This is a genomic window from Lysobacter claricitrinus, assembly GCF_045866565.1.
GTDB lineage: Bacteria > Pseudomonadota > Gammaproteobacteria > Xanthomonadales > Xanthomonadaceae > Cognatilysobacter > Cognatilysobacter claricitrinus.
On record NZ_BAAFZV010000002.1, the window covers coordinates 814,650 to 836,210 of the forward strand.

The 21,561-nt window shown below is 67.5% G+C and carries 15 protein-coding genes; 9 read left to right on the forward strand and 6 right to left on the reverse strand.

The window, feature by feature from the left end; all coding sequences use genetic code 11:
• Positions 1-7 precede the first annotated feature (7 nt).
• From carB to ACKTTN_RS08685, 9 genes are all read left to right on the forward strand, one after another.
• Entirely contained in the window at positions 8-3,250 is a 3,243-nt protein-coding gene (gene carB, locus ACKTTN_RS08645; RefSeq protein ID WP_407909447.1) for a carbamoyl-phosphate synthase large subunit, read from the forward strand.
• 138 nt (positions 3,251-3,388) lie between these two features.
• Positions 3,389-3,865: a transcription elongation factor GreA gene (gene greA, locus ACKTTN_RS08650; RefSeq protein WP_407909448.1), complete on the forward strand. Its 477-nt coding sequence runs from the start codon at positions 3,389-3,391 to the stop codon at positions 3,863-3,865.
• A gap of 10 nt (positions 3,866-3,875) precedes the next feature.
• Complete coding sequence (locus ACKTTN_RS08655; RefSeq protein ID WP_407910052.1) at positions 3,876-4,814, forward strand: phosphoglycerate mutase; 939 nt, start codon at positions 3,876-3,878, stop codon at positions 4,812-4,814.
• Positions 4,811-6,532 carry a single-stranded-DNA-specific exonuclease RecJ gene (recJ, locus tag ACKTTN_RS08660; protein ID WP_407909449.1) on the forward strand — a complete coding sequence of 574 codons (1,722 nt, stop codon included), beginning with the start codon at positions 4,811-4,813 and terminating at the stop codon, positions 6,530-6,532. The genes ACKTTN_RS08655 and recJ overlap by 4 nt, the downstream gene beginning before the upstream one ends.
• 97 nt (positions 6,533-6,629) lie before the next feature.
• Positions 6,630-7,268, forward strand: a complete 639-nt coding sequence (locus tag ACKTTN_RS08665; protein WP_407909450.1) for a YkvA family protein — start codon at positions 6,630-6,632, stop codon at positions 7,266-7,268.
• Positions 7,269-7,370: 102 nt separating this feature from the next.
• Positions 7,371-8,499 (forward strand): peptide chain release factor 2 gene (prfB, locus tag ACKTTN_RS08670; RefSeq protein WP_407909451.1). Its coding sequence is split into 2 segments (ribosomal slippage): positions 7,371-7,445 and positions 7,447-8,499, totalling 1,128 coding nucleotides; the frame shifts between segments, so codons are not numbered across the junction.
• 100 nt (positions 8,500-8,599) lie between these two features.
• Positions 8,600-10,117, forward strand: a complete 1,518-nt coding sequence (gene lysS / locus ACKTTN_RS08675; protein ID WP_407909452.1) for a lysine--tRNA ligase — start codon at positions 8,600-8,602, stop codon at positions 10,115-10,117.
• Between the two features lie 126 nt (positions 10,118-10,243).
• A complete protein-coding gene (locus ACKTTN_RS08680) occupies positions 10,244-11,296 on the forward strand; it encodes an HD domain-containing phosphohydrolase (RefSeq protein ID WP_407909453.1) in 1,053 nt (350 codons plus the stop codon).
• The gene (locus ACKTTN_RS08685) at positions 11,293-13,464 is read left to right on the forward strand and encodes an ATP-binding protein (RefSeq protein WP_407909454.1); all 2,172 of its coding nucleotides are present in this window, start codon (positions 11,293-11,295) and stop codon (positions 13,462-13,464) included. The genes ACKTTN_RS08680 and ACKTTN_RS08685 overlap by 4 nt, the downstream gene beginning before the upstream one ends.
• 3 nt (positions 13,465-13,467) lie before the next feature.
• On the opposite strand, the gene ACKTTN_RS08690 is transcribed toward ACKTTN_RS08685, so the two are convergent.
• From ACKTTN_RS08690 to ACKTTN_RS08715, 6 genes are all read right to left on the reverse strand, one after another.
• Positions 13,468-14,331 carry a crotonase/enoyl-CoA hydratase family protein gene (locus tag ACKTTN_RS08690; RefSeq protein WP_407909455.1) on the reverse strand — a complete coding sequence of 288 codons (864 nt, stop codon included), beginning with the start codon at positions 14,329-14,331 and terminating at the stop codon, positions 13,468-13,470.
• Positions 14,332-14,481: 150 nt separating this feature from the next.
• Entirely contained in the window at positions 14,482-16,164 is a 1,683-nt protein-coding gene (locus ACKTTN_RS08695; protein ID WP_407909456.1) for a long-chain fatty acid--CoA ligase, read from the reverse strand.
• 229 nt (positions 16,165-16,393) lie between these two features.
• Positions 16,394-19,147, reverse strand: a complete 2,754-nt coding sequence (gene acnA, locus ACKTTN_RS08700; RefSeq protein ID WP_407909457.1) for an aconitate hydratase AcnA — start codon at positions 19,145-19,147, stop codon at positions 16,394-16,396.
• Between the two features lie 122 nt (positions 19,148-19,269).
• Entirely contained in the window at positions 19,270-19,920 is a 651-nt protein-coding gene (gene hflD / locus ACKTTN_RS08705; RefSeq protein ID WP_407909458.1) for a high frequency lysogenization protein HflD, read from the reverse strand.
• Complete coding sequence (gene mnmA / locus ACKTTN_RS08710; protein WP_407909459.1) at positions 19,917-21,032, reverse strand: tRNA 2-thiouridine(34) synthase MnmA; 1,116 nt, start codon at positions 21,030-21,032, stop codon at positions 19,917-19,919. Before mnmA ends, hflD begins: the two co-directional genes overlap by 4 nt.
• A complete protein-coding gene (locus ACKTTN_RS08715; protein WP_407910053.1) occupies positions 21,032-21,508 on the reverse strand; it encodes an NUDIX hydrolase in 477 nt (158 codons plus the stop codon). Before ACKTTN_RS08715 ends, mnmA begins: the two co-directional genes overlap by 1 nt.
• Positions 21,509-21,561 lie beyond the last annotated feature (53 nt).

The window sequence follows — 21,561 nt, forward strand, 5'->3', positions numbered from 1 at the left end:
GGACACGATGCCCAAGCGCACCGACATCAAGACCGTGCTGATCATCGGCGCGGGCCCCATCGTCATCGGACAGGCGTGCGAGTTCGACTACTCCGGCGCGCAGGCGTGCAAGGCGCTGCGCGACGAGGGGTATCGCGTCGTGCTGGTCAACAGCAATCCCGCCACGATCATGACCGACCCGGACATGGCGGACGCGGTCTACATCGAGCCGATCAACTGGCAGACGGTCGAGAAGATCATCGCCAAGGAAAAGCCCGACGCGCTGCTGCCGACGATGGGCGGCCAGACCGCGCTCAACTGCGCGCTCGACCTCGCCGACAACGGCGTTCTCGAGAAGTACAACGTCGAACTGATCGGTGCGTCGCGCGACGCGATCCGCATGGCGGAAGACCGCGAGCTGTTCCGCGTGGCGATGCAGGACATCGGGCTGGAATGCCCGAAGGCGGCGGTGGCGCGCAGCTTCGAGGAAGCGCTCGACATCCAGACGCGCGTCGGCTTCCCGACCATCATCCGACCGAGCTTCACGCTCGGCGGCACCGGCGGCGGCATCGCGTACAACAAGGAAGAGTTCGAGGAGATTGCCAAGCGCGGCCTCGAGCTCTCGCCCGTGCACGAAATCCTCGTCGAGGAGTCGGTGCTCGGCTGGAAGGAATTCGAGATGGAAGTGGTCCGCGACAAGGCGGACAACTGCATCATCGTGTGCAGCATCGAAAACTTCGACGCGATGGGCGTGCACACCGGCGACAGCATCACCGTCGCGCCGGCGCAGACACTCACGGACAAGGAATACCAGCGCCTGCGTGACGCATCCATCGCCGTGCTGCGCAAGATCGGCGTCGACACCGGCGGCTCGAACGTGCAGTTCGGCGTGAATGCGCAGGACGGCCGCGTCGTCGTGATCGAGATGAATCCGCGCGTGTCGCGCTCGTCGGCGCTGGCGTCGAAGGCGACCGGCTTTCCGATCGCGAAGGTCGCGGCGAAGCTGGCGGTCGGCTATACGCTCGACGAGCTGCGCAACGAGATCACGGGCGGGCAGACACCGGCGTCGTTCGAGCCGTCGATCGACTATGTCGTCACCAAGATTCCGCGCTTCGCGTTCGAGAAGTTCCCGCAGGCCGACGCGCGACTGACCACGCAGATGAAGTCGGTGGGCGAGGTGATGGCGATGGGCCGCACCTTCCAGGAATCGCTGCAGAAGGCGCTGCGCGGCCTGGAGACGGGCAAGGTCGGGCTCGATCCCACCGGCCTGGACCTTTCGAGCAACGAAGACCTCGCCACGCTGCGCCGCGAGCTGAAGGAGCCGGGCGCCGAGCGCATGTTCCACATCGGCGACGCGTTCCGCGCCGGCATGAGCGTCGAGGACATCCACGCGCTTTCGTACGTCGACCGCTGGTTCCTCGACCAGATCGAAGAAATCGTGCAGGCCGAAGGCGAAGTCGCCGCGGCCGGGCTTGCCGCGCTCGACGCACGCCGCATGCGTGCGCTCAAGCGCATGGGATTCTCCGACGCGCGCCTTGCGCAGCTGACGGGCACCGACGAGACGGCCGTGCGCGCATTGCGTCGCGCGTTCGGCGTGCGTCCCGTCTACAAGCGCATCGACTCCTGCGCCGGCGAGTTCGCCACGGAAACCGCCTACATGTACTCGACCTATGAGGACGAGTGCGAAGCGAACCCGACCGATCGCAGGAAGATCATCGTGCTGGGCGGCGGGCCGAACCGCATCGGCCAAGGCATCGAGTTCGACTACTGCTGCGTGCATGCCGCGCTCGCGCTGCGCGACGACGGGTTCGAGACCATCATGGTCAACTGCAACCCGGAAACGGTGTCGACGGATTACGACACGTCCGACCGACTGTACTTCGAACCGCTCACGCTTGAGGACGTGCTCGAGATCGTCGACCTCGAGAAGCCCTTCGGCGTGATCGTGCAGTACGGCGGGCAGACGCCGCTGAAGCTTGCACGCGCGCTGGAAGCGAACGGCGTGCCGGTGATCGGCACGTCGCCGGACAGCATCGACCTCGCCGAGGACCGCGAGCGCTTCCAGAAGCTCGTCGACGATCTCGGCCTGAAGCAGCCGCCGAACCGCACCGCGCGCAATCCCGAGGAAGCGCTCGTGCTGGCGCGTGAGATCGGCTACCCGCTGGTCGTGCGCCCGAGCTATGTGCTCGGCGGCCGCGCGATGGAAGTGGTGCATGCCGACGCCGACCTCGCGCGCTACATGCGCGACGCGGTGAAGGTGTCGAACGATTCGCCGGTGCTGCTCGACCGCTTCCTCGACCACGCCGTCGAAGTCGACGTCGACGTCATCGCGGACAAGGACGGCAACGTGCTGATCGGCGGCGTAATGGAGCACATCGAGGAAGCCGGCGTGCACTCCGGCGACTCCTCGTGCTCGCTGCCGCCGTACACGTTGTCGGCCGCGACGCAGGATCGCCTGCGCGAGCAGGTGGTTGCACTCGCACGCGCGCTCAAGGTCGTCGGCCTGATGAATACGCAGTTCGCGATCCAGCAGGAAGCCGATGGCAGCGACACCATCTTCCTGCTCGAAGTGAACCCGCGGGCGTCGCGCACCGTGCCGTTCGTGTCGAAGGCGATCGGCATGCCGCTGGCGAAGATCGCCGCGCGCTGCATGGCCGGTATGACGCTGGCCGAGCAGGGCGCAACCAAGGAAATCGTCCCGGACTACTTCTCGGTGAAGGAAGCGATCTTCCCGTTCGCGAAGTTCCAGGGCGTCGACCCGATCCTCGGGCCGGAGATGCGCTCGACGGGCGAGGTGATGGGCGTTGGTCGCAATTTCGGCGCGGCGATCGCGCGTGCGCACGAAGCCGCCGGCATCCGCGCGCTGCCGCCGGGCGGCAAGGTGTTCGTCTCGGTGCGCGATCCGGACAAGCAGCGGGTGCTCCCGGTCGCCGCGGAGATCGTCGCGCGTGGGTACACCGTGGTCGCCACGCGCGGCACTGCCGACTTCCTGCACGCGCATGGCGTCGCGTGCGAGGTCATCAACAAGGTGATCGAAGGCCGACCGCACGTGGTCGACCTGATCAAGAACGGCGAGATCGCCTACATCGTGAATACGACGGAAGGCCGCCAAGCCATCGCCGACTCGTTCTCGATCCGCCGCGAAGCACTGCAGCACCGCGTCACGTATTCGACGACGGTGTCGGGCGCGCGCGCCCTGCTGCAGTCGCTGGAATATCGCGGCACGGGCCCGGTCTGGTCGCTGCAGGAACTGCACGCCACCATCGCCTGATCCACCGCATGCCGTGCCGGCCGGCCGCTGCGTGCGGCCGGTCGCATTTGACGGGCTGCGCTTTGCGGCCCGGACGCGGCACAATCGACCATCGAACGATGCCGCCGGCGCACGACGCCGCGGCCACTGAGGAATCCCATGAGAGCTCCGATCACCGCCCAGGGTGCACAGCGTCTGCGCGCCGAACTCGACAACCTGAAGTCCGTGCAGCGTCCGGCGGTCATCAACGCCATCTCCGAAGCGCGCGCGCACGGCGACCTCAAGGAGAACGCCGAGTACCACGCCGCGCGCGAGCAGCAGGGTTTCATCGAAGGTCGCATCAAGCAGCTTGAGGGTGAGCTCTCGCACGCGGAAGTCATCGACGTCGCCAAGCTCAACGCCGGCTCGCGCGTGGTGTTCGGCGCGACGGTGCAGCTTGCGGACGTAGACACCGACGAAGAGAAGAGCTACCAGATCGTTGGCGACCTGGAAGCCGACATCAAGCAGGGCCTGATCGCGATTTCGTCGCCGGTCGCGCGTGCGCTGATCGGCAAGAGCGAGGGCGACACGGTCACCATCGAAGCGCCGGGCGGCACACGCGAATACGAGATCCTGAGCGTTCGCTACGTCGGCTGATGGCGTGAGCATGCCTGTCGACGTCGCCTTCGTCCTGCCGCCGCGCCAGCGGTTCGCGGGCGAAGGGTTGCCGACGGCCGTCGCGCGTGCGTTCGGACGCGCTGATCGCGTCGATGCGCGCACGGGTGTCGAAGCCCTGTTCGACGTGCTCCCTCGTGGCTGGCCCGCGGCGGCGGTGACGCGACAGGTCGAGGCGGGCGATGCGCGCGACTCGTCGTGGCTGCGCGCCGATCCGGCCTATGTGCGCGCCGACATCAACGGCGCGCGCCTGCTTGCGATCGGCGACATGCTCGGCCTTGACTCCGACACCAGCGAAGCCTTGCTGAGGCCGCTGCGCCCGCTGTTCGGCGACGCCGGCATGCCGATCGAGGCGGGCCGTCCCAATGCGTGGTACCTGCGCCTTGCACCCGGTTCGCCGCTGCCTGCATTCACGTCGCCCGACGAAGCGCTCGGTAGCGACCTGTTCGAACAATTGCCACAAGGCGCGGACGGTAAGCGCTGGCGCGCGCTGATGTCGGAAGCGCAGGTGTTGCTGCATCACCATCCGATCAACGCCGATCGGCTGAATCGCGGCCTTGCACCGGTGAATTCGATCTGGTTCTGGGGCGCCGGGCGCTTGCCCGACCATGTGACCACGCCATACGCCACGATCCATTCGCGCGACACGACCGTGCAGGCGTTCGCGCAACTCGCGGGCGCAACGGTCGCGATTCCCGCATCGTGGACGACGCCCGAACGCGATGCCGCCTTCGACCTGCGCCACGAACGTCGGCTCGACCGCCTCGTGGCCGACTGGATCGAACCGGCGCTCGCGGCGGTCGCGCAGAGGAAACTCGGCACACTGCGGCTCATGTGGAGCGACAGCGCGCGATTCGACCTGCGCCGGTCGCAGTCGCTGCGATTCTGGAAGCGCCCACTACGCGTCCTCGCCGAACGCGACGACGAATGAGCCGCTTCACCGCCCGACTCGTGCGTCGCCCGGTCGTAATCCCCGGCGACTGGGCGCGCGAGCTGCATCCCGTGCTTGCGCGCGTGTACGCGATGCGCGGCGCCGTGTCGCTCGAACAGGCGCGTCCGAAACTTGCGCAGCTGCATTCGCCGGAAACGCTCGGCGGACTCGATGCCGCGACGCACCTGCTTGCCGATGCGATCGCGAACGATGCGCACATCGTCGTGGTCGGCGATTTCGATTGCGACGGCGCGACCGCCTGCGCGGTCGGCGTTCGCGGCCTGCGCATGCTCGGCGCACGGCGCGTGTCGTACGCGGTGCCGAATCGCATCGTGCACGGCTACGGCCTGACGCCGGCGATGGTCGACGAGCTCGCGCCGATGCAACCCGACCTCGTCGTCACCGTCGACCACGGCATCGCCTGCCATGCCGGCGTTAACGCCGCGAAGGGGCGCGGCTGGAAGGTACTGGTCACCGACCACCACCTGCCGGGCGAAGCACTGCCGCCGGCGGACGCGATCGTCGATCCCAACGTGCGCGGCGACGGCTTCCCGAGCAAATCGCTGGCCGGCGTCGGCGTGATCTTCTACGTGCTGCTCGCGCTGCGCCGCCACCTGCGCGAGCAGGGCGGATTCGCGAGCGAAGCGCCCGACCTGACATCGCTGCTCGACCTCGTTACCGTCGGCACCGTCGCCGACCTGGTGCAGCTCGACGCGAACAACCGCGCGCTGGTCGCGGCCGGGCTGCGACGCATGCGCGCCGGGCAGGTGTGCGCGGGCGTGCGCGCGCTGGCCGAGGTGTCGCAGCGCGAACTCCAGCGCCTGGGCGCCGCCGATATCGGCTACGCGATCGCGCCGCGCATCAATGCGGCGGGCCGCCTCGAAGACATGGCGCTCGGCATCGAATGCCTGCTCACCGACGATCTTTCGCGCGCACGCGAAATCGCGCAGATGCTCAACGAGATCAATGGCGAGCGTCGTGCCGTGCAGCAGCAGATGGTCGACGAAGCCGAACGCGCCTTAGCGCGCGTCGAGCTTCCCGACGGCGACCTGCCGCATGCGATCTGCCTGTTCGATCCCGAATGGCACCCGGGCGTGGTCGGCCTCGTCGCATCGAAGATCAAGGAACGCCTGCATCGCCCGGTCTTCGCGTTCGCGCCGTCGGCGCCGGGCTCCGACCTGCTGCGCGGCTCCGCGCGCTCGGTGCCCGGCTTCCACATCCGCGACGCGCTGGCCACGGTGTCGTCGCGACATCCTTCGCTCATCGATCGTTTTGGCGGCCACGCGATGGCGGCGGGGCTCAGCCTGCACCACGACCGGTTCACCGACTTCTCGTCGGCGATGCAGCACGTCGCCGCGTCGCTGCTCACGCCCGACCTGCTGCAGGCCGAGGTGCTGAGCGACGGCGAACTCGCCCCGGCCGAAATGGCGCGTGGCTGCGCCGAAGCGCTGCGCGACGGCGGGCCTTGGGGGCAGGGCTTCCCGGAGCCGCAGTTCGACGGCGAGTTCGAAGTGCTGAACTGGCGCGTGGTCGGCGAACGGCATCTCAAGCTGGAACTGGGCTTTGGCGGCCTGCGGCTCAACGCCATCGAGTTCGGCGGCTGGCGTGGCACCGCGCCATCCAACCGGGTCCACATCGCCTATCGGCTGGAACCGGACGACTACCGCGGCGGCGATGCCGTGCAGCTGGTCGTCGTGCACCGCGAGGCCGTGGGTTAGGGCGCATTTGCGTGCATTTCCGCTGCCCCAAGGGGCAATTGGCGCGCCCGGCGGCATCCCATAACCTGACCCGGGCGTCACTCCCGGAGAACGTGCGATGCCGCTGACCGTCAACATCGACCTGTCGGACGATGACCTCAAGCATTTCGCCCGTGCCGCGGACATCGCACGCGAGCGCGGCGCGGACCTCACGAACGAGCAGGTGGTCAACGCGGCCACCGACATGCTGCGCAAGGCGCACGAGGCGAATCCGCCGCAGTTCGTGAAGGATCGGCTGCTGGTGCTCGACAGCCTGATCGCGATGATGCGCGACGAAGGCTGGGCACTGGGCGAGAGCGACGCGTCGAACGTGCGCGCGGCGCTGGTCTATTTCGCCGCCACCTCGGACGCGATTCCGGACACCGTACCGGTGCTCGGCTTCGTCGACGACGCGATCATGATCGAGCTGTGCGCGCGCGAGCTGCGACATGAACTCGACGCCTACGACGACTTCACCGAATTCCGCGAGCGGGAAGCCGAGCGCCGCGGCCTGGACGCGGCGACGGTCGGTCGCGCGGACTGGCTCGATAGCCGCCGGCAGGAACTGCAGGACCGCATGCGCAACCGTCGCTCCCGCGATTTCAGCGGCGGCTTCGGCAGCGGTTTCGGAACGGGCTACGGCAGCAGCAGCGGCTATGGGCCGGTCCGGCCGTACGCGCCGGCCAGCAACCGCGGCGGCACCTTCCGCTTCCGCTGAGCAAACCTGCACAAAAGCGCGCTCTCCCGGCGCGCGATACCGCGTGGAAGGGTGCCGGCGTTGGTAGAATCGCCGGTTCCTTGTGATCGAACCGCGCCGGACATGATCGAGCTGAATCCCGTTCGCCAGCGAATCGCCGACCTCCGCGGTCGGCTGGATTCGCTCAGGGGGTATCTTTGACTTCGACCACAAGGTCGAACGTCTGGAAGAAGTAAACCGGGAGCTCGAGAGCCCCGACGTGTGGAACGACTCCGAACGCGCGCAGGCCCTGGGCCGCGAGCGGTCGTCGCTCGAGAAGGTCGTCCACGGCATCCGCACCCTCACTGACGGCCTGGTCGGCGCCGGCGAGCTGCTGGAACTCGCGGAAATGGAAGACGACGAAGACACCGCGAAGGCGGTGGTCGACGACGTCGAGCGCTACGCGAAGGATGTCGAGCAGCTCGAATTCCGCCGCATGTTCTCCGGGAAGATGGACAACGCGAACGCGTTCGTCGACATCCAGGCCGGCGCGGGCGGCACCGAGGCGCAGGACTGGGCGGAAATCCTTCTGCGCATGTACCTGCGCTGGTGCGAATCGCGCGGCTGGAAGACCGAGCTGATGGAAGCCAGCGGCGGCGACGTTGCAGGCATCAAGTCGGCGACGCTGCGCGTCGAAGGCGATTTCGCCTACGGCTGGCTCAAGACGGAAACCGGCGTGCATCGCCTGGTGCGCAAGTCGCCGTTCGATTCCGACAACCGCAGGCATACGAGCTTCACGTCCGTGTTCGTGTCGCCGGAAATCGACGACAACATCGACATCGAGATCAATCCGGCGGACCTGCGCACCGACGTGTATCGCTCGTCGGGCGCGGGTGGCCAGCACGTCAACAAGACCGAGTCGGCGGTGCGCATCACGCACATTCCGACCAACATCGTCGTGGCCTGCCAGACCGGTCGCAGCCAGCACCAGAACCGCGACAACGCGATGAAGATGCTCGCCGCCAAGCTGTACGAACTCGAGATCCAGAAGCGCAACGCCGAGCGCGATGCGGTGGAAGCGACCAAGTCCGACATCGGCTGGGGCAGCCAGATCCGCAACTACGTGCTCGACCAGAGCCGCATCAAGGATCTGCGTACCGGCATCGAGCGCAGCGACACGCAGAAGGTGCTCGACGGCGACCTCGACGAATTCGTCGAAGCCAGCCTCAAGGCCGGTCTCGAAGTCGGCGCCAAACGCACCGACGCAGCCTGATCCAGCGCGCCCCGCACGCCGCGGGGCGCGTGGCCGCTACCATCGGCCAATCCCTCCGAATTTCCGTCCGGCCCCTGCGCCGGAACCAGTGAACGCCACGATGACCGACACCACCGCCACGTCGCCGACCGACGAGAACTTCCTGATCGCCGAGCGTCGCGCAAAACTCGCGCAGCTGCGCACGGGCGGCATCGCGTTCCCCAACGACTTCAAGCGCGCGCATTACGCCGGCGACCTGCAGGCGGAGTTCGCCGACGCCGAACGCTGGACAGCGGAGGCGTTCGAAGGCGAACCGCGACGCGTCGCACTCGCAGGGCGCGTGCTGCTCAAGCGCGACATGGGCAAGGCCGGGTTCGCGCAGATCCAGGACGAATCCGGCCGCGTGCAGCTGTGGCTCAAGAAGGACCTGCTGGGCGACGCGTTCGACGTGTTCAAGGAACTCGACCTTGGCGACATCGTCGCCGTCGAAGGCGAGCTCACGCGCACCCGCACCGGCGAGCTGTCGGTCAAGGCCGCGGCGTTGCGCCTGCTGACCAAGGCGCTGCGCCCGCTGCCGGACAAGTTCCACGGCATGGCGGATATCGAACAGCGTTATCGCCAGCGTTACGTCGACCTGATCGTGACGCCGGAATCGCGCGACGTCTTCGTCAAGCGCAGCAAGATCATCCGCGCGATGCGCGCGTGGCTCGATGCACGGCGTTTCCTCGAAGTCGAGACGCCGATGATGCATTACATCCCTGGCGGCGCGACGGCCAAGCCGTTCGTCACGCATCACAACGCGCTGGATCTCGAGCTGTACCTGCGCGTGGCGCCGGAGCTGTACCTCAAGCGCCTCGTCGTCGGCGGCCTCGAGCGCGTGTACGAGATCAACCGCAACTTCCGCAACGAAGGCGTGTCGACGCGGCACAACCCCGAATTCACGATGCTCGAGCTGTACGAGGCCTATGCCACGTACAACGAAGTCATGGACCTGACGGAGGACGTGATCCGCCATTGCGCGCAGGACGTGCTCGGCACGACGGCCATCGAGTGGGAAGGCGCGGCGATCGACCTCGGCCCGCGCTTCCGGCGCTGGTCGATGACCGACGCGGTGCTCGAGCACAACCCGGAGATCGCGCGCGAGGATCTGCGCGATCTCGACAAGATGCGCCAGCATTGCGCGCGTCTTCGAATCCAGATCAAGCCCTCCTACGGCTGGGGCAAGTTGCTGCTGGAAGTGTTCGAGAAGACCGTCGAACACACGCTGGTGCAGCCGACCTTCATCACGGACCACCCGGTCGAGGTCAGCCCGCTCGCGCGCGCGAACGACCTCGACCCCGAACTCACCGACCGCTTCGAGCTGTTCGTCGGCGGCAAGGAGCTGGCCAACGGCTTCTCCGAGCTGAACGACCCCGAGGACCAGGCCGCGCGCTTCCAGGCGCAGGTCGATGCGAAGGAGGGCGGGGACGACGAGGCCATGCATTTCGACGCCGACTACATCCGCGCACTGGAGGTCGGCCTGCCGCCCACCGGCGGTCTCGGCATCGGCATCGATCGCCTCGTGATGCTGCTCACGGATCGGGCCTCGATCCGCGATGTCCTGCTGTTTCCGTACATGCGGCCCGAGCAGGCGGGCTGAGCCGCGCACTCAAGTCCGCCGGTCGAGCGGCCGATAGTCGAGGGCAGGGCGCGGTGCCACGAGGTGTCCGCCGCGCTATCCTCGGCCAACAGCCGCCGTACCGGTCCCTCGCCAACGGATGGTCCAATGAACGTCGTCATCGTCGATGACCAGACCAGCGCACGCACGATGCTGCGCCACATCATCGAGGACATCGGCGCCGAGCTGAGCGTCCACGATTTCGGCGAGCCGCAGGCCGCGCTGGACTGGTGCGCCTCGAACGACCCCGACCTGCTGCTGCTCGACTACCGCATGCCCGGTATCGACGGGCTGGAGTTCGCGCGCCGCTTCCGGCGCCTGCCGCGCCATCGCGACATCCCGATCATCCTGGTGACGGTCGTCGGCGACGAGCCGATCCGCCAGGCGGCGCTCGATGCCGGCGTCATCGATTTCCTGGTCAAGCCGGTTCGCCCGCGCGAGCTGCGTGCGCGCTGCCGCAACCTGCTGCAACTGCGCCAGCAGTCCGAGAACGTGAAGCAGCGCGCGCTGTCGCTTGAGCACCGCCTGCAGACCACGCTGGCGCAGATCGCGGATCGCGAGCGCCAGATGCTGACGCGCCTCGCCCGCGCGATCGAATACCGCGACGGCGGCACGCATCCGAACCTGCAGCGCATGTCGGCGGTCGCCGGCATGATCGCGCGCGGCGTCGGCCTGTTCGACGACGAGGTCAGCCTGCTCGAGCAGGCCACGCCGCTTCACGACATTGGCAAGATCGCGCTGCCGGACGTCGTGCTGCACAAGCCCGGTCCGCTGTCCGACGAGGAGATGACGCTGGTGCGTCGCCACCCCGAAATCGGGCACGAGCTGTTGTCGGGTAGCGGAACGCCGTTCCTCGAACTGGCCGCGCGCATCGCGCTTGGCCACCACGAGCGTTTCGACGGCAGCGGCTATCCCAACGGCCTCGCGGGCGAAGAGATCCCGATCGAAGCGCGCATCGTCGCCGTCGCGGACGTCTTCGATGCGCTGATCTCCGAGCAGCCCTACAAGCACGCGTGGGAGATCGACGCGGCGCTCGCGCATCTGTACGCGCAGCGCGGCCGCCTGTTCGACCCCCAATGCGTGCAGGTGCTGGTGTCGGCGCGACGCCAGCTCGAGGCGCTGTGCGAGAGCTTCCGCTCGCCGCGGGGCCGGCTGACATGATCACCGCGCTGCGCCACGTCCGCCAACGGTTCGCTGCCCGCGAGGACAGCGAACACGGTCAGGCGACGGTGCGCATCGCCGCGCTCGGTGTCGTTCTCGCCTACCTGCTGGTCGGCCCGCACGATAGCCATTCCGACGCCTACTACGACGTCATGGCGATGGTCATGGCCGGCTTCGTGATCGGCGCGGCGATCCTCGGCTGGCTGTTCGTGTCGCCCGGCCGCAACCATGCGCGTCGCCTGGTCGGCATGGCCGCTGACTACGGCCTGATGGCGGCCGCGATGATCCGCATGGGCGAGCCGATCGCCTGGGTCTACATCCTCATCATGTGGGTGACGGTCGGCAACGGCCTGCGTTTCGGACGTCGCTATCTCAACGGCGCGGTCGCGGCGGCGACCCTGTCGTTCGGCCTGGTGCTCGCGAAGTCGACGTACTGGCACGCCAACCTGCCGCTGGGCGTCGGGCTGCTGGTGGGCCTCGTCGCCATCCCGATGTACCTCACCAGCCTGCTCGCGGCGCTCACGCGTGCGACCGACGAGGCGCGCCGCGCGAACGAGGCCAAGAGCCGCTTCCTTGCCAACATGTCGCACGAGTTCCGCACGCCGCTCAACGGCCTCGGCGGAATGACCGAAGTGCTTGCCGCGACGGAACTCGACGCCGAGCAGCGCGAATGCCTGAACACCATCCAGGCGTCGACGCGCACGCTGATGGGCCTCGTCGAGGACGTGCTCGATATTTCGGCGATCGAGGCGGGCAAGCTCAAGCTGCACACCGGCGACTTCGACGTTCGCGACCTGGTCGCCAGCATCGGCCTGATCCTCGAACCGCAGGCGCGCTCGAAGCACCTCGACTACCGCGTCGCAGTGAGCGAGGACGTGCCGGAACGCGTTGCCGGCGACGCCGCGCACGTGCGCCAGGTGCTGATCAATCTCGTGGGTAACGCGGTCAAGTTCACCGATCGCGGTTCGGTCACGCTGCAGGTCGAAACCGTGCTGCACGACGGGCACCGCACGCGACTGCGCTTCACCGTGATCGACACCGGCATCGGTATTCCGGCGGAGATGCGTCGACGGCTGTTCGATGCGTTCGAGCAGGCGGACGTCGGGCTCGCGCGCCGCTATGGCGGGACCGGGCTCGGCACTACGATCGCGAAGGGCCTCACCGAAGCGATGGGCGGCACGATCGGCTTCGAAAGCACGGAAGGCGAGGGCACGCGTTTCTGGGTGCAGCTGCCGTTCCAGACGGTGGCGCCTGTCGTCGCGCCCGCCGCGGCGGATGTTGCATCGCGCGCCGGCGACGCAGCGCCGCTGGGCGAAAACGTCATCGCGTTCAGCAATCCGTTCCTGCGCCATCGTGCGCGGGTGCGTCCGCTGCACGTGCTGGTCGCCGACGACAACGCGGCGAACCGCATGGTGCTGCAGCGCCTGCTGCAGAAGGCGGGGCATCGCTCGACCTGCGTCGATGGGGCCGAGGAGGTGCTGGACCTCCTCGCCGAGTCCCATTTCGACCTCGTGATCTGCGACCTGCACATGCCCGGGATGAGCGGCGTCGACATGCTGCGCCACCTGCGGGTGATGGAGGCCGGCAGCAGCACGCGGACACCGGTCGTCATCCTCAGCGCCGACGTCACGCCGTCGGCGATCCAGGGGTGTCACGACGCCGGCGCGTGGGGCTTCCTTGCCAAGCCGGTGTCGACCGCGAAGCTGCTCGATCTGCTCGCCGATGTCGCCGAACGCGACGGCACCACCGTGCGCCCGGCGAAGCCCGCGATGCCGGCGGAGCGGGGCGACGACACCGTATTCGACCCCGGCGTGCTCGACGAACTCGCGTCGATCGGCATGGGCGACGCGTTCGAACGCGAGTTCACCAGCGAATGCATGGCGGACGCCGAACGCGGCATCGCGCTCATGGAAGAATGCGCGACGCGTGGCGACTGGACGGAAATGCGCGAGCACGCGCACGCCGTGAAGGGCGTGGCGGGCAATGTCGGCCTGGTCCGGCTCTCGCTGCTCGCAGGCGAGATGATGCGCTTGCCGGACTGGCAGCTTTCCCGCGAATGGCGGCTGCGCCTCGACAGCCTGCGGGAACGCCTGACGCAGGGACGCGACATCCTCGCGGCACGCCGTAACCGCGACGGACGCAGCGATCCCGCGCTGCGCTCGGACTGAGCGTCAGCGCGCCGAACGACGCGCCTGCGCGCGCACGATGCGTTCCATGGTGCGCAGCGAACGATCGTCAAGTTGCAGGGCGGCGTCCACCCAGATCGCCGTGATCTCCAGCAGCTCGTCGTAGCTCACCGAACGCGCGGCGCGACGCACCCGGTTCAGTGCGAGATGCGCGTGGGGGGCACGCTGTTCCTGACGGACCAGTTCGCGCACCACGCGCTCGCCTTCGCCCTTCGGCGCCAGCACGTCGACGATGCCCATGCGATGCAGCTCTTCCGCGGGCAGGATGCGGCCTTCGAGGATGAGCCGTTCAGCCTGATGGGGCGCGATGCGTCGGCTCAGGAATGAATAGGCCCCCATGCCCGGGAACAGCCCGAACAACACCTCCGGCAGCCCCATCTCGGCGCCTTCCTCGGCCACGATGACCTGGCAGGCCAACGCCAGCTCCATGCCGCCGCCCAGCGCGTCGCCCTGGACCAGCGCGATCGTGCGCACGTCGCCGCCCAGCCCGTCGTGCAGCAGATGGACGCCGTCGATGCAGCGCGTCGCATAGCGCATCAACCCGTCGCGATCGCCCGCGCGGATCAGGCTCGCGAACAACGCGAGGTCACCGCCGAGGTTGAAGGCGCCCGGCGCGTCCGACGCCAGCACGACGTGACGCAACGGGCTGCTGGATGCAGGCAATGGCGATGCGGAGACTTCCGACAGCATCGACCACATGTCGTGCATCAGTTCGACGCGGAAACAGGGGCGGATGCCGTCGGCGTGGTCGGCGTGCATGTACAGCCAGTCGCCAGCACCGTTGGCGTCGGATTCCACCCGGACTGTGGGGTGGAGGCGTGCGCGGTGCAACGATTCGATCGTGCTCATTCTGCGGGTCCTCGAGGGGGAACCGCCCGCGGAGGCTGGTGGGCGCGGGCGATCAGGTGGTGCCCACCAGCCGATCCTACACCCGCCCCCGCATGCAAAAGACAGGCCCGCCGAAGCGGGCCTGTTCGGATCGAACGCGGCGGAATAACGTCACGCCGTGGCGGTTTCCCTGAGCTCGCGGCGCAGGATCTTGCCCACGTTCGTCTTCGGCAATTCTTTGCGGAATTCGACGTAGCGCGGCAGCTTGTAACCCGTGAGGTTCTCGCGTGCATGCGCCAGCACCTGCTCGGCGGTGAGCGACGGATCCTTCGGCACGATCACCACCTTCACCGCTTCACCGGACTTCTCGTCCGGCACGCCGACCGCGGCGACTTCGAGCACCTGCGGCATCATCGCGATCACGTCCTCGACTTCGTTCGGATACACGTTGAAGCCGGACACCAGGATCATGTCCTTCTTGCGATCGACGATGTAGAAGAAGCCGTTGTCGTCCATGCGCGCCATGTCGCCGGTGTGCAGCCAGCCTTCGGCGTCGACGACCTTCGCCGTCTCTTCCGGACGATTCCAGTAGCCGCGCATCACCTGCGGCCCCTTGATGCATAGCTCGCCGATCTCGCCGACCGCGAGAACGCGGCCGTCGTCATCCTTCAGGCAGGCATCCGTCGACGGAATCGGCAGGCCGATCGCGCCGTTGTAATCCTTGAGGTCCATCGGGTTGATGCAGGCGGCGGGCGAGGTTTCGGTCAGGCCGTAGGCCTCGACCAGCGTGCAGCCGGTGACCTGCTTCCAGCGCTCCGCCACCGAACGCTGCACGGCCATGCCGCCGCCGAGCGTGAGATGCAGGCCCGAGAAATCGATCGACTCGAATCCGGGCGTATTGAGCAGGCCATTGAACAGCGTGTTGACGCCGGTGATGGCGGTGAACTTCGTCTTCTTCAGTTCTTTCACGAAGCCCGGCATGTCGCGCGGGTTCGTGATCATGTGGTTCAGACCACCGAACTTCATGAAGACGAGGCCGTTCGCCGTCAACGCGAAGATGTGATACAGCGGCAACGCGGTGACGATGGTTTCCTCGCCGTAACGCACGTTGGTGCCGATCCACGCCGCCGCCTGCTGCATGTTCGCGACGAGGTTGCGATGGGTGAGCATCGCGCCCTTGGCGACGCCGGTCGTGCCGCCGGTGTACTGCAGGAACGCGATGTCCTCCGGCTCGATGTCGACTTCCGCATCGTTAAACGACAGATGCTCGCCGGCGTCGATCGTGTCGTTGAAACGGATCGCGTGCGGGATGTCGTAGTCCGGCACCATCTTCTTGACGTAGCGGACGACGAAGTTGACCGCCGTGCGCTTCGGGAAGTCGAGGCAGTCGCCCAGCGCGGTGGTAATGATGTGCTTGAGCGGCGTGTCGTGCAGCACTTCCTGCACGGTGTGCGCGAAGTTGTCCATCACCAGGATGGCGACCGCACCGGCATCGTCGAGCTGATGACGCAGCTCGCGCGCGGTGTACATCGGGTTGACGTTCACCACGGTCAAGCCCGCGCGCAGGATGCCGAACAACGCGATCGGGTACTGCAGGCAGTTCGGCATCATGATCGCGACGCGATCGCCGCGCTTGAGCTTGAGCTCGCCGAGCAGGTATGCCGCGAAGCGCGCGCTGAGCGCGTCGACCTCGCCGTAGCTGATGGTCTTGCCGAGACTCGAGAACGCAGGACGGTCGCGGTATTTCGCGATCGCGCTTTGCAGGACGGACACGATCGACGGGAATTCATCCACGTCGACGTCGGCCGGTACACCGGCGGGATAGCTCGCCAGCCAGGGCCGGTCTTGCGTCATGCGATTCCCCTATGTTTTCGCCGCTTCGGCAGATGCGCCGACGGATGCGGCCCCGTACGGTCGCCGGATTGGAGCACACGGCTCGCGAGCGTCGCAAGGCGCGGTGCAGCGTAAAAGGCATCGGCCGACGCGACGGATTCTGTACCACTCAGCGGCCGCGACCGTGGCGGCATGCCACAAACAAGACGGGACGCCGAAGCGTCCCGTCCGGTCAGCGCCACACCGCGACTTACGCCGCCTTCTTCGACGCCAGCTGGCGAAGCACGTAATGCAGGATGCCGCCGTGGCGGAAGTACTCGACTTCCTTCGGCGTCAGCAGCAGAACGCGGACTTCGAAGCGCTTCTCGAAGCCGTCGGCACGACGCGCGACCACGGTCGCGGTCTTGCTCGCGCCGTCGTTCAGGCCTTCGATGTCGACCGTTTCCGAGCCGTCGAGGCCGAGCACGCGCGCGTTCTCACCGGCCATGAACTGCAGCGGCAGCACGCCCATGCCCACCAGGTTCGAGCGGTGGATGCGCTCGAAGCTCTCGGCGACGACCGCCTTGATGCCAAGCAGGTTCGTGCCCTTCGCTGCCCAGTCGCGCGACGAACCGGTGCCGTATTCCTTGCCGGCGAACACCACCAGCGGAACGCCGGCGGCCTTGTACTTCATCGCGGCGTCGTAGATGGCGAGCTTTTCCGGCTCGTTCTTCGAGTAGTACAGCGTGTTGCCGCCTTCTTCGCCGCCCAGCATCAGGTTCTTGATGCGGATGTTGGCGAACGTGCCGCGCACCATGACGTCGTCGTTGCCGCGACGGCTGCCGTAGCTGTTGAAGTCGGCCGGCTGCACGCCGCGCTCCACCAGGTAACGGCCCGCGGGCGAATCCTTCTTGATGTTGCCGGCCGGCGAGATGTGGTCGGTGGTGATCGAATCACCGAACAGGCCCAGGATGCGGGCGCCGTGCAGGTCGTCGATCGAACCCACGTCCATCGACATGCCGTCGAAGTAGGGCGGGTTCTTGATATAGGTCGACGCACCGCTCCACTCGAACGACTCGCCCTGCGGCGACGCGATCTCGTTCCAGCGCGAATCGCCCTTGAACACGTCGGCATAGTTCTGCTTGAACAGTTCCGGGCCGACGGTCGCGGCGATGGTGTCGCCGATTTCCTTGTTGCTCGGCCAGATGTCGCGCAGGTAGACGTCCTTGCCGTCCGGCGTGCGGCCGAGCGGATCGTTGGTCAGGTCGATGTCGACCGTGCCCGCGAGCGCATACGCGACCACCAGCGGCGGCGACGCGAGGTAGTTCATCTTCACTTCGGGGTGGACGCGGCCCTCGAAGTTGCGGTTGCCCGACAGCACGGAGGTGACGACGAGGTCGTTCTCGGCGATGCCGCGCGAGACTTCGTCCGGCAGCGGGCCGGAGTTGCCGATGCACGTTGTGCAGCCGTAGCCGACCACGTCGAAACCGAGCTGCTCCAGGTCGCCGAGCACGCCGGCCTTGCGCAGGTAGTCCGTGACCACCAGCGAGCCCGGTCCGAGCGACGTCTTCACCCACGGCTTGCTCTTGAGGCCGAGGCGGTTCGCGTTGCGCGCGAGCAGGCCGGCGCCCAGCATGACGGCGGGGTTGGACGTGTTGGTGCACGACGTGATCGCGGCGATGACGACCGCGCCGTCGCTGAGTTCGACGTCCTGATCCTTCATGCGGATCTTCGACTTCGGCTTCGCCGCGAGGTGTTCGGCCTGCGGCTGGTCGCCGCCTTCAGCGTCGAAACGCTTGAGCTCGGACTTCTTGGCCTCGCGGTTGGCGGTGAGGCCGCCGAGGTTGGCCTGGTAGTTCTCCTTGACCTTCTCGAGAAGCACGCGGTCCTGCGGACGCTTCGGGCCGGCGAGCGACGGCTTGACGTCGCCGAGGTCGAGTTCGAGCACTGCCGAGTACGACGCTTCCGGCGTGCCGACCTCGTGCCACAGGCCCTGCGCCTTCGCGTAGGACTCGACCAGCGCGATCTGCTCCTCGCTGCGGCCGGACAGGCGCAGGTACGTCAGCGCCTCGGCGTCGATCGGGAAGATGCCGCAGGTGGCGCCGTATTCGGGCGCCATGTTGGCGATCGTCGCGCGATCGGCGAGCGGCAGGTGCTGAAGGCCTTCGCCGAAGAACTCGACGAACTTGCCGACCACGCCCAGCGCGCGAAGCATCTGGGTGACGGTGAGCACGAGGTCGGTGGCGGTCGCGCCTTCCGGCATCGCGCCCTTGAGCTTGAAGCCCACGACCTGCGGGATGAGCATCGACGACGGCTGGCCGAGCATCGCGGCTTCGGCCTCGATGCCGCCGACGCCCCAGCCGAGCACGCCGATGCCGTTGATCATCGTGGTGTGCGAGTCGGTGCCGAAGACGGTGTCCGGGAACGCCTGAAGCTCGCCGCCGACGTCACGCTCGACCACCACGCGCGCAAGGTTCTCGAGGTTCACCTGGTGGACAATGCCGGTGTTCGGCGGCACGACCTTGAAGTTGTCGAACGCCTTCTGGCCCCAGCGCAGGAAGCTGTAGCGCTCCATGTTGCGCTCGAACTCGATCTTGCCGTTGATGTCGGCCGCATCCGCACGTCCGTAGACGTCGACCTGCACCGAGTGGTCGATGACCAGCTCGGACGGGATCAGCGGATTGATCTGCTTCGGCGAGCCACCGAGCTTCGTCACTGCGTCGCGCATCGCCGCGAGGTCGACCACGCAGGGCACGCCGGTGAAGTCCTGCAGCACGACGCGCGCCGGCATGAAGGCGATCTCGGTGTCCGATTCGGCCTTCGGGTCCCACGTCGCGACGGCTTCGATGTGCTCGGGCAGGACGGTGATGCCGTCCTCGTGCCGGAGCAGGTTCTCCAGCAGGATCTTCATCGAGTAGGGCAGGTGCGCGAGGTTGAAGCGCTGGCCCAGCGTCGGAAGGCTGAAGTAGGTGTAGGACTTGCCGTTGACGGCAAGCTGCGCGCGGGTGGCGAAGGAGTCGGCCATGAGGGCTCCGTGGAGGCGGCAGGGAACGCAACGGTCTGCATCGGCGGCGTGGAGGCCGGCCGGAACGAATCGAGGCGGGAAAACCGGCTAATTATGCCGCATCCGGGCTCGTACGGGCAGGCTCAGCCCAGGTGCGCGTCCACGGCAGCGGCCATTGCGCGCCGTTGGAAGGCGAAATCCCACAGGCTGCCGCCACGTTGGCGCCACAACACCGCCGAGCGCACCGCGGCGAGCAACACGGCGCGAACTTCCGCCACCACCCGCGGCTGGCCGAGGTAATGCGGATTGCCCTGCACGAGAACCCGCGGCCGCAACGTGCTGAGCGTCTGCGAATACAGCTGGCCGATCGGCGCGATCACATCAGGATGCGTGAGCCCGGCGGTTTCCGTACGCGGCGCCAGCACCTCGAGGCCGCGACGCACGCGTTCGGTCATCGCGTCGTCGCGTACGAACCGGCGCTCCAGCTGCATCACCGGCATCGCCAGGCGCGGTAGCGCTTCGTCGTGCTGCGCGCCGGACAGATAGTCACGCAGAAGAAGCAGGCCGGGACGAACGTTTTCCAGCCCGCCGTAGACGTCCGCCGTGGTGCGCGCATCGAAGCGGAACAACGAGCCGATGCACGTCGCGAGGATGTCCTCGTTCGACTCGCCGGTATCGGCGATGCGTCGCACCTGAGCGAGCGCCTGCAGCAGCCCGGCCAGCGCGACGACGCGGTCGTAGATCGGTTCGACCGATGCCAGGGACGCTGCGATGTCGGAGGTGGCGCGGGTCATGCGGCGGCCCTGCGGGAAGCATCAAGCGGCGCGTCGGTGGCGTCGATCACGGCGCCGCCGAGACATTCGTCGCCGTCGTACAGCACCAGCGACTGGCCGGGCGTCACCGCGCGCTGCGGCCGCTCGAACGTCACGGCCAGCCGGCCATCGTCACCGACGACGACCCGGCACAGTTCGTCATTCTGGCGATAACGTGTCTGCGCCGTGCATTCGAATTCCGCGGCAGGCGGCGCGCCGGAAATCCAGTGCACGGATTCGGTAGTGAGCTGCGTCGACATCAGCCACCGGTTGTCGATGCCCTGGTCGACGTAGAGCACGTTGGTCGACACGTCTTTGCCGACCACGTACCACGGCGCCTGGTCGCGGCCGCGAACGCCGCCGATGGCCAGGCCTTCGCGCTGGCCGAGCGTGAAATAGAAGACGCCGGGATGGCGACCGATCGACTGCCCCTCGGGCGTGCGGATCTCGCCCTCGCGCGCCGGCAGGTAGCGGCCGAGGAATTCGCGGAAGTCGCGTTCGCCGATGAAGCAGATTCCGGTCGAATCCTTTTTCGCGGCGGTCGGAAGGCCGGCGTCGGCGGCCATGCGCCGGACATCGGATTTCGGCAGTTCGCCCAACGGGAACAGCGTGGCCGCGAGCTGTGGCTGGCCGAGCTGGTGCAGGAAGTAACTCTGGTCCTTGCTCCGATCGAGCGCGCGCAGCAGCCGCCAGCGGCCGTCGCGTTGATCGACGCGGGCGTAGTGCCCCGTGGCGATCCGCTCGGCGCCAAGGTCGTGCGCGGCGTCGAGGAAGTGCTTGAACTTGATCTCGCGATTGCAGAGGACGTCGGGATTGGGCGTGCGCCCGGCCGCGTACTCCGCGATGAAATGCTCGAACACGCCGGACCAGTATTCGCCGGAGAAGTCGCGGAAATGGATCGGCAGGCCGAGGCGTCCGCACACGGCCACGGCGTCGCGGCGATCGTCTTCGGCGCGGCAGTCGCCACTGCCGTCATCGGCCCAGTTCGACATGAAAAGGCCCGCGATCGGCTCACCCGCATCGCGCAGGCGCAGCGCGGCGACCGACGAATCGACGCCGCCCGACATGCCGACGATCGTGCGCGCGTTCGCCATCACGCCACCGCGGTAACGAGCTCGAGCGGATAACGCCGGCCGGCGAGGGCGTCGGCCACCACGCGCCAGACCAGCGGGCTGCGATGACGCGCCGCTTCGGCCTGCAGTTCGGCAGGCGTCATCCAGACGGCGCGGACGATGCCGTCGTCGAGCGTTCGCGAGGGGTCGAAATGCAGCGGCTCGGCTAGGAACGCGAACCGCACGTAGGTGCGCTCCGCACCCGCGAGGCTCACCGACGGCGCTTTCCACTGGTAGGCGCCGACAAACGCGACGGGGCGGACATCCCAGCCGGTTTCCTCGCGGGTTTCACGGATCGCGGCATCCAGGATGGGCTCGTCGGGCTCCAGATGGCCCGCCGGCTGGTTGAGCACGAGCCGGCCAGCGACCTGCTCCTCGACCACGAGGACGCGCCCGCCGTCGACGACCACGGTCGCGACCGTCACATCGGGCTGCCAGAAACGCGGATCGGCCGTCACGCGAACCTTGCCCGTGCGACGAACGTCGCACCACGCGAGACGTGCGGGATGCA

Coding starts and splice junctions, on each gene's coding strand:
- carB (WP_407909447.1), top strand. CDS start 8: ATGCCCAAGCGCACCGACATCAAGACCGTGCTGATCATCGGCGCGGGC.
- greA (WP_407909448.1), top strand. CDS start 3,389: ATGAGAGCTCCGATCACCGCCCAGGGTGCACAGCGTCTGCGCGCCGAA.
- ACKTTN_RS08655 (WP_407910052.1), top strand. CDS start 3,876: ATGCCTGTCGACGTCGCCTTCGTCCTGCCGCCGCGCCAGCGGTTCGCG.
- recJ (WP_407909449.1), top strand. CDS start 4,811: ATGAGCCGCTTCACCGCCCGACTCGTGCGTCGCCCGGTCGTAATCCCC.
- ACKTTN_RS08665 (WP_407909450.1), top strand. CDS start 6,630: ATGCCGCTGACCGTCAACATCGACCTGTCGGACGATGACCTCAAGCAT.
- lysS (WP_407909452.1), top strand. CDS start 8,600: ATGACCGACACCACCGCCACGTCGCCGACCGACGAGAACTTCCTGATC.
- ACKTTN_RS08680 (WP_407909453.1), top strand. CDS start 10,244: ATGAACGTCGTCATCGTCGATGACCAGACCAGCGCACGCACGATGCTG.
- ACKTTN_RS08685 (WP_407909454.1), top strand. CDS start 11,293: ATGATCACCGCGCTGCGCCACGTCCGCCAACGGTTCGCTGCCCGCGAG.
- ACKTTN_RS08690 (WP_407909455.1), bottom strand. CDS start 14,331: ATGAGCACGATCGAATCGTTGCACCGCGCACGCCTCCACCCCACAGTC.
- ACKTTN_RS08695 (WP_407909456.1), bottom strand. CDS start 16,164: ATGACGCAAGACCGGCCCTGGCTGGCGAGCTATCCCGCCGGTGTACCG.
- acnA (WP_407909457.1), bottom strand. CDS start 19,147: ATGGCCGACTCCTTCGCCACCCGCGCGCAGCTTGCCGTCAACGGCAAG.
- hflD (WP_407909458.1), bottom strand. CDS start 19,920: ATGACCCGCGCCACCTCCGACATCGCAGCGTCCCTGGCATCGGTCGAA.
- mnmA (WP_407909459.1), bottom strand. CDS start 21,032: ATGGCGAACGCGCGCACGATCGTCGGCATGTCGGGCGGCGTCGATTCG.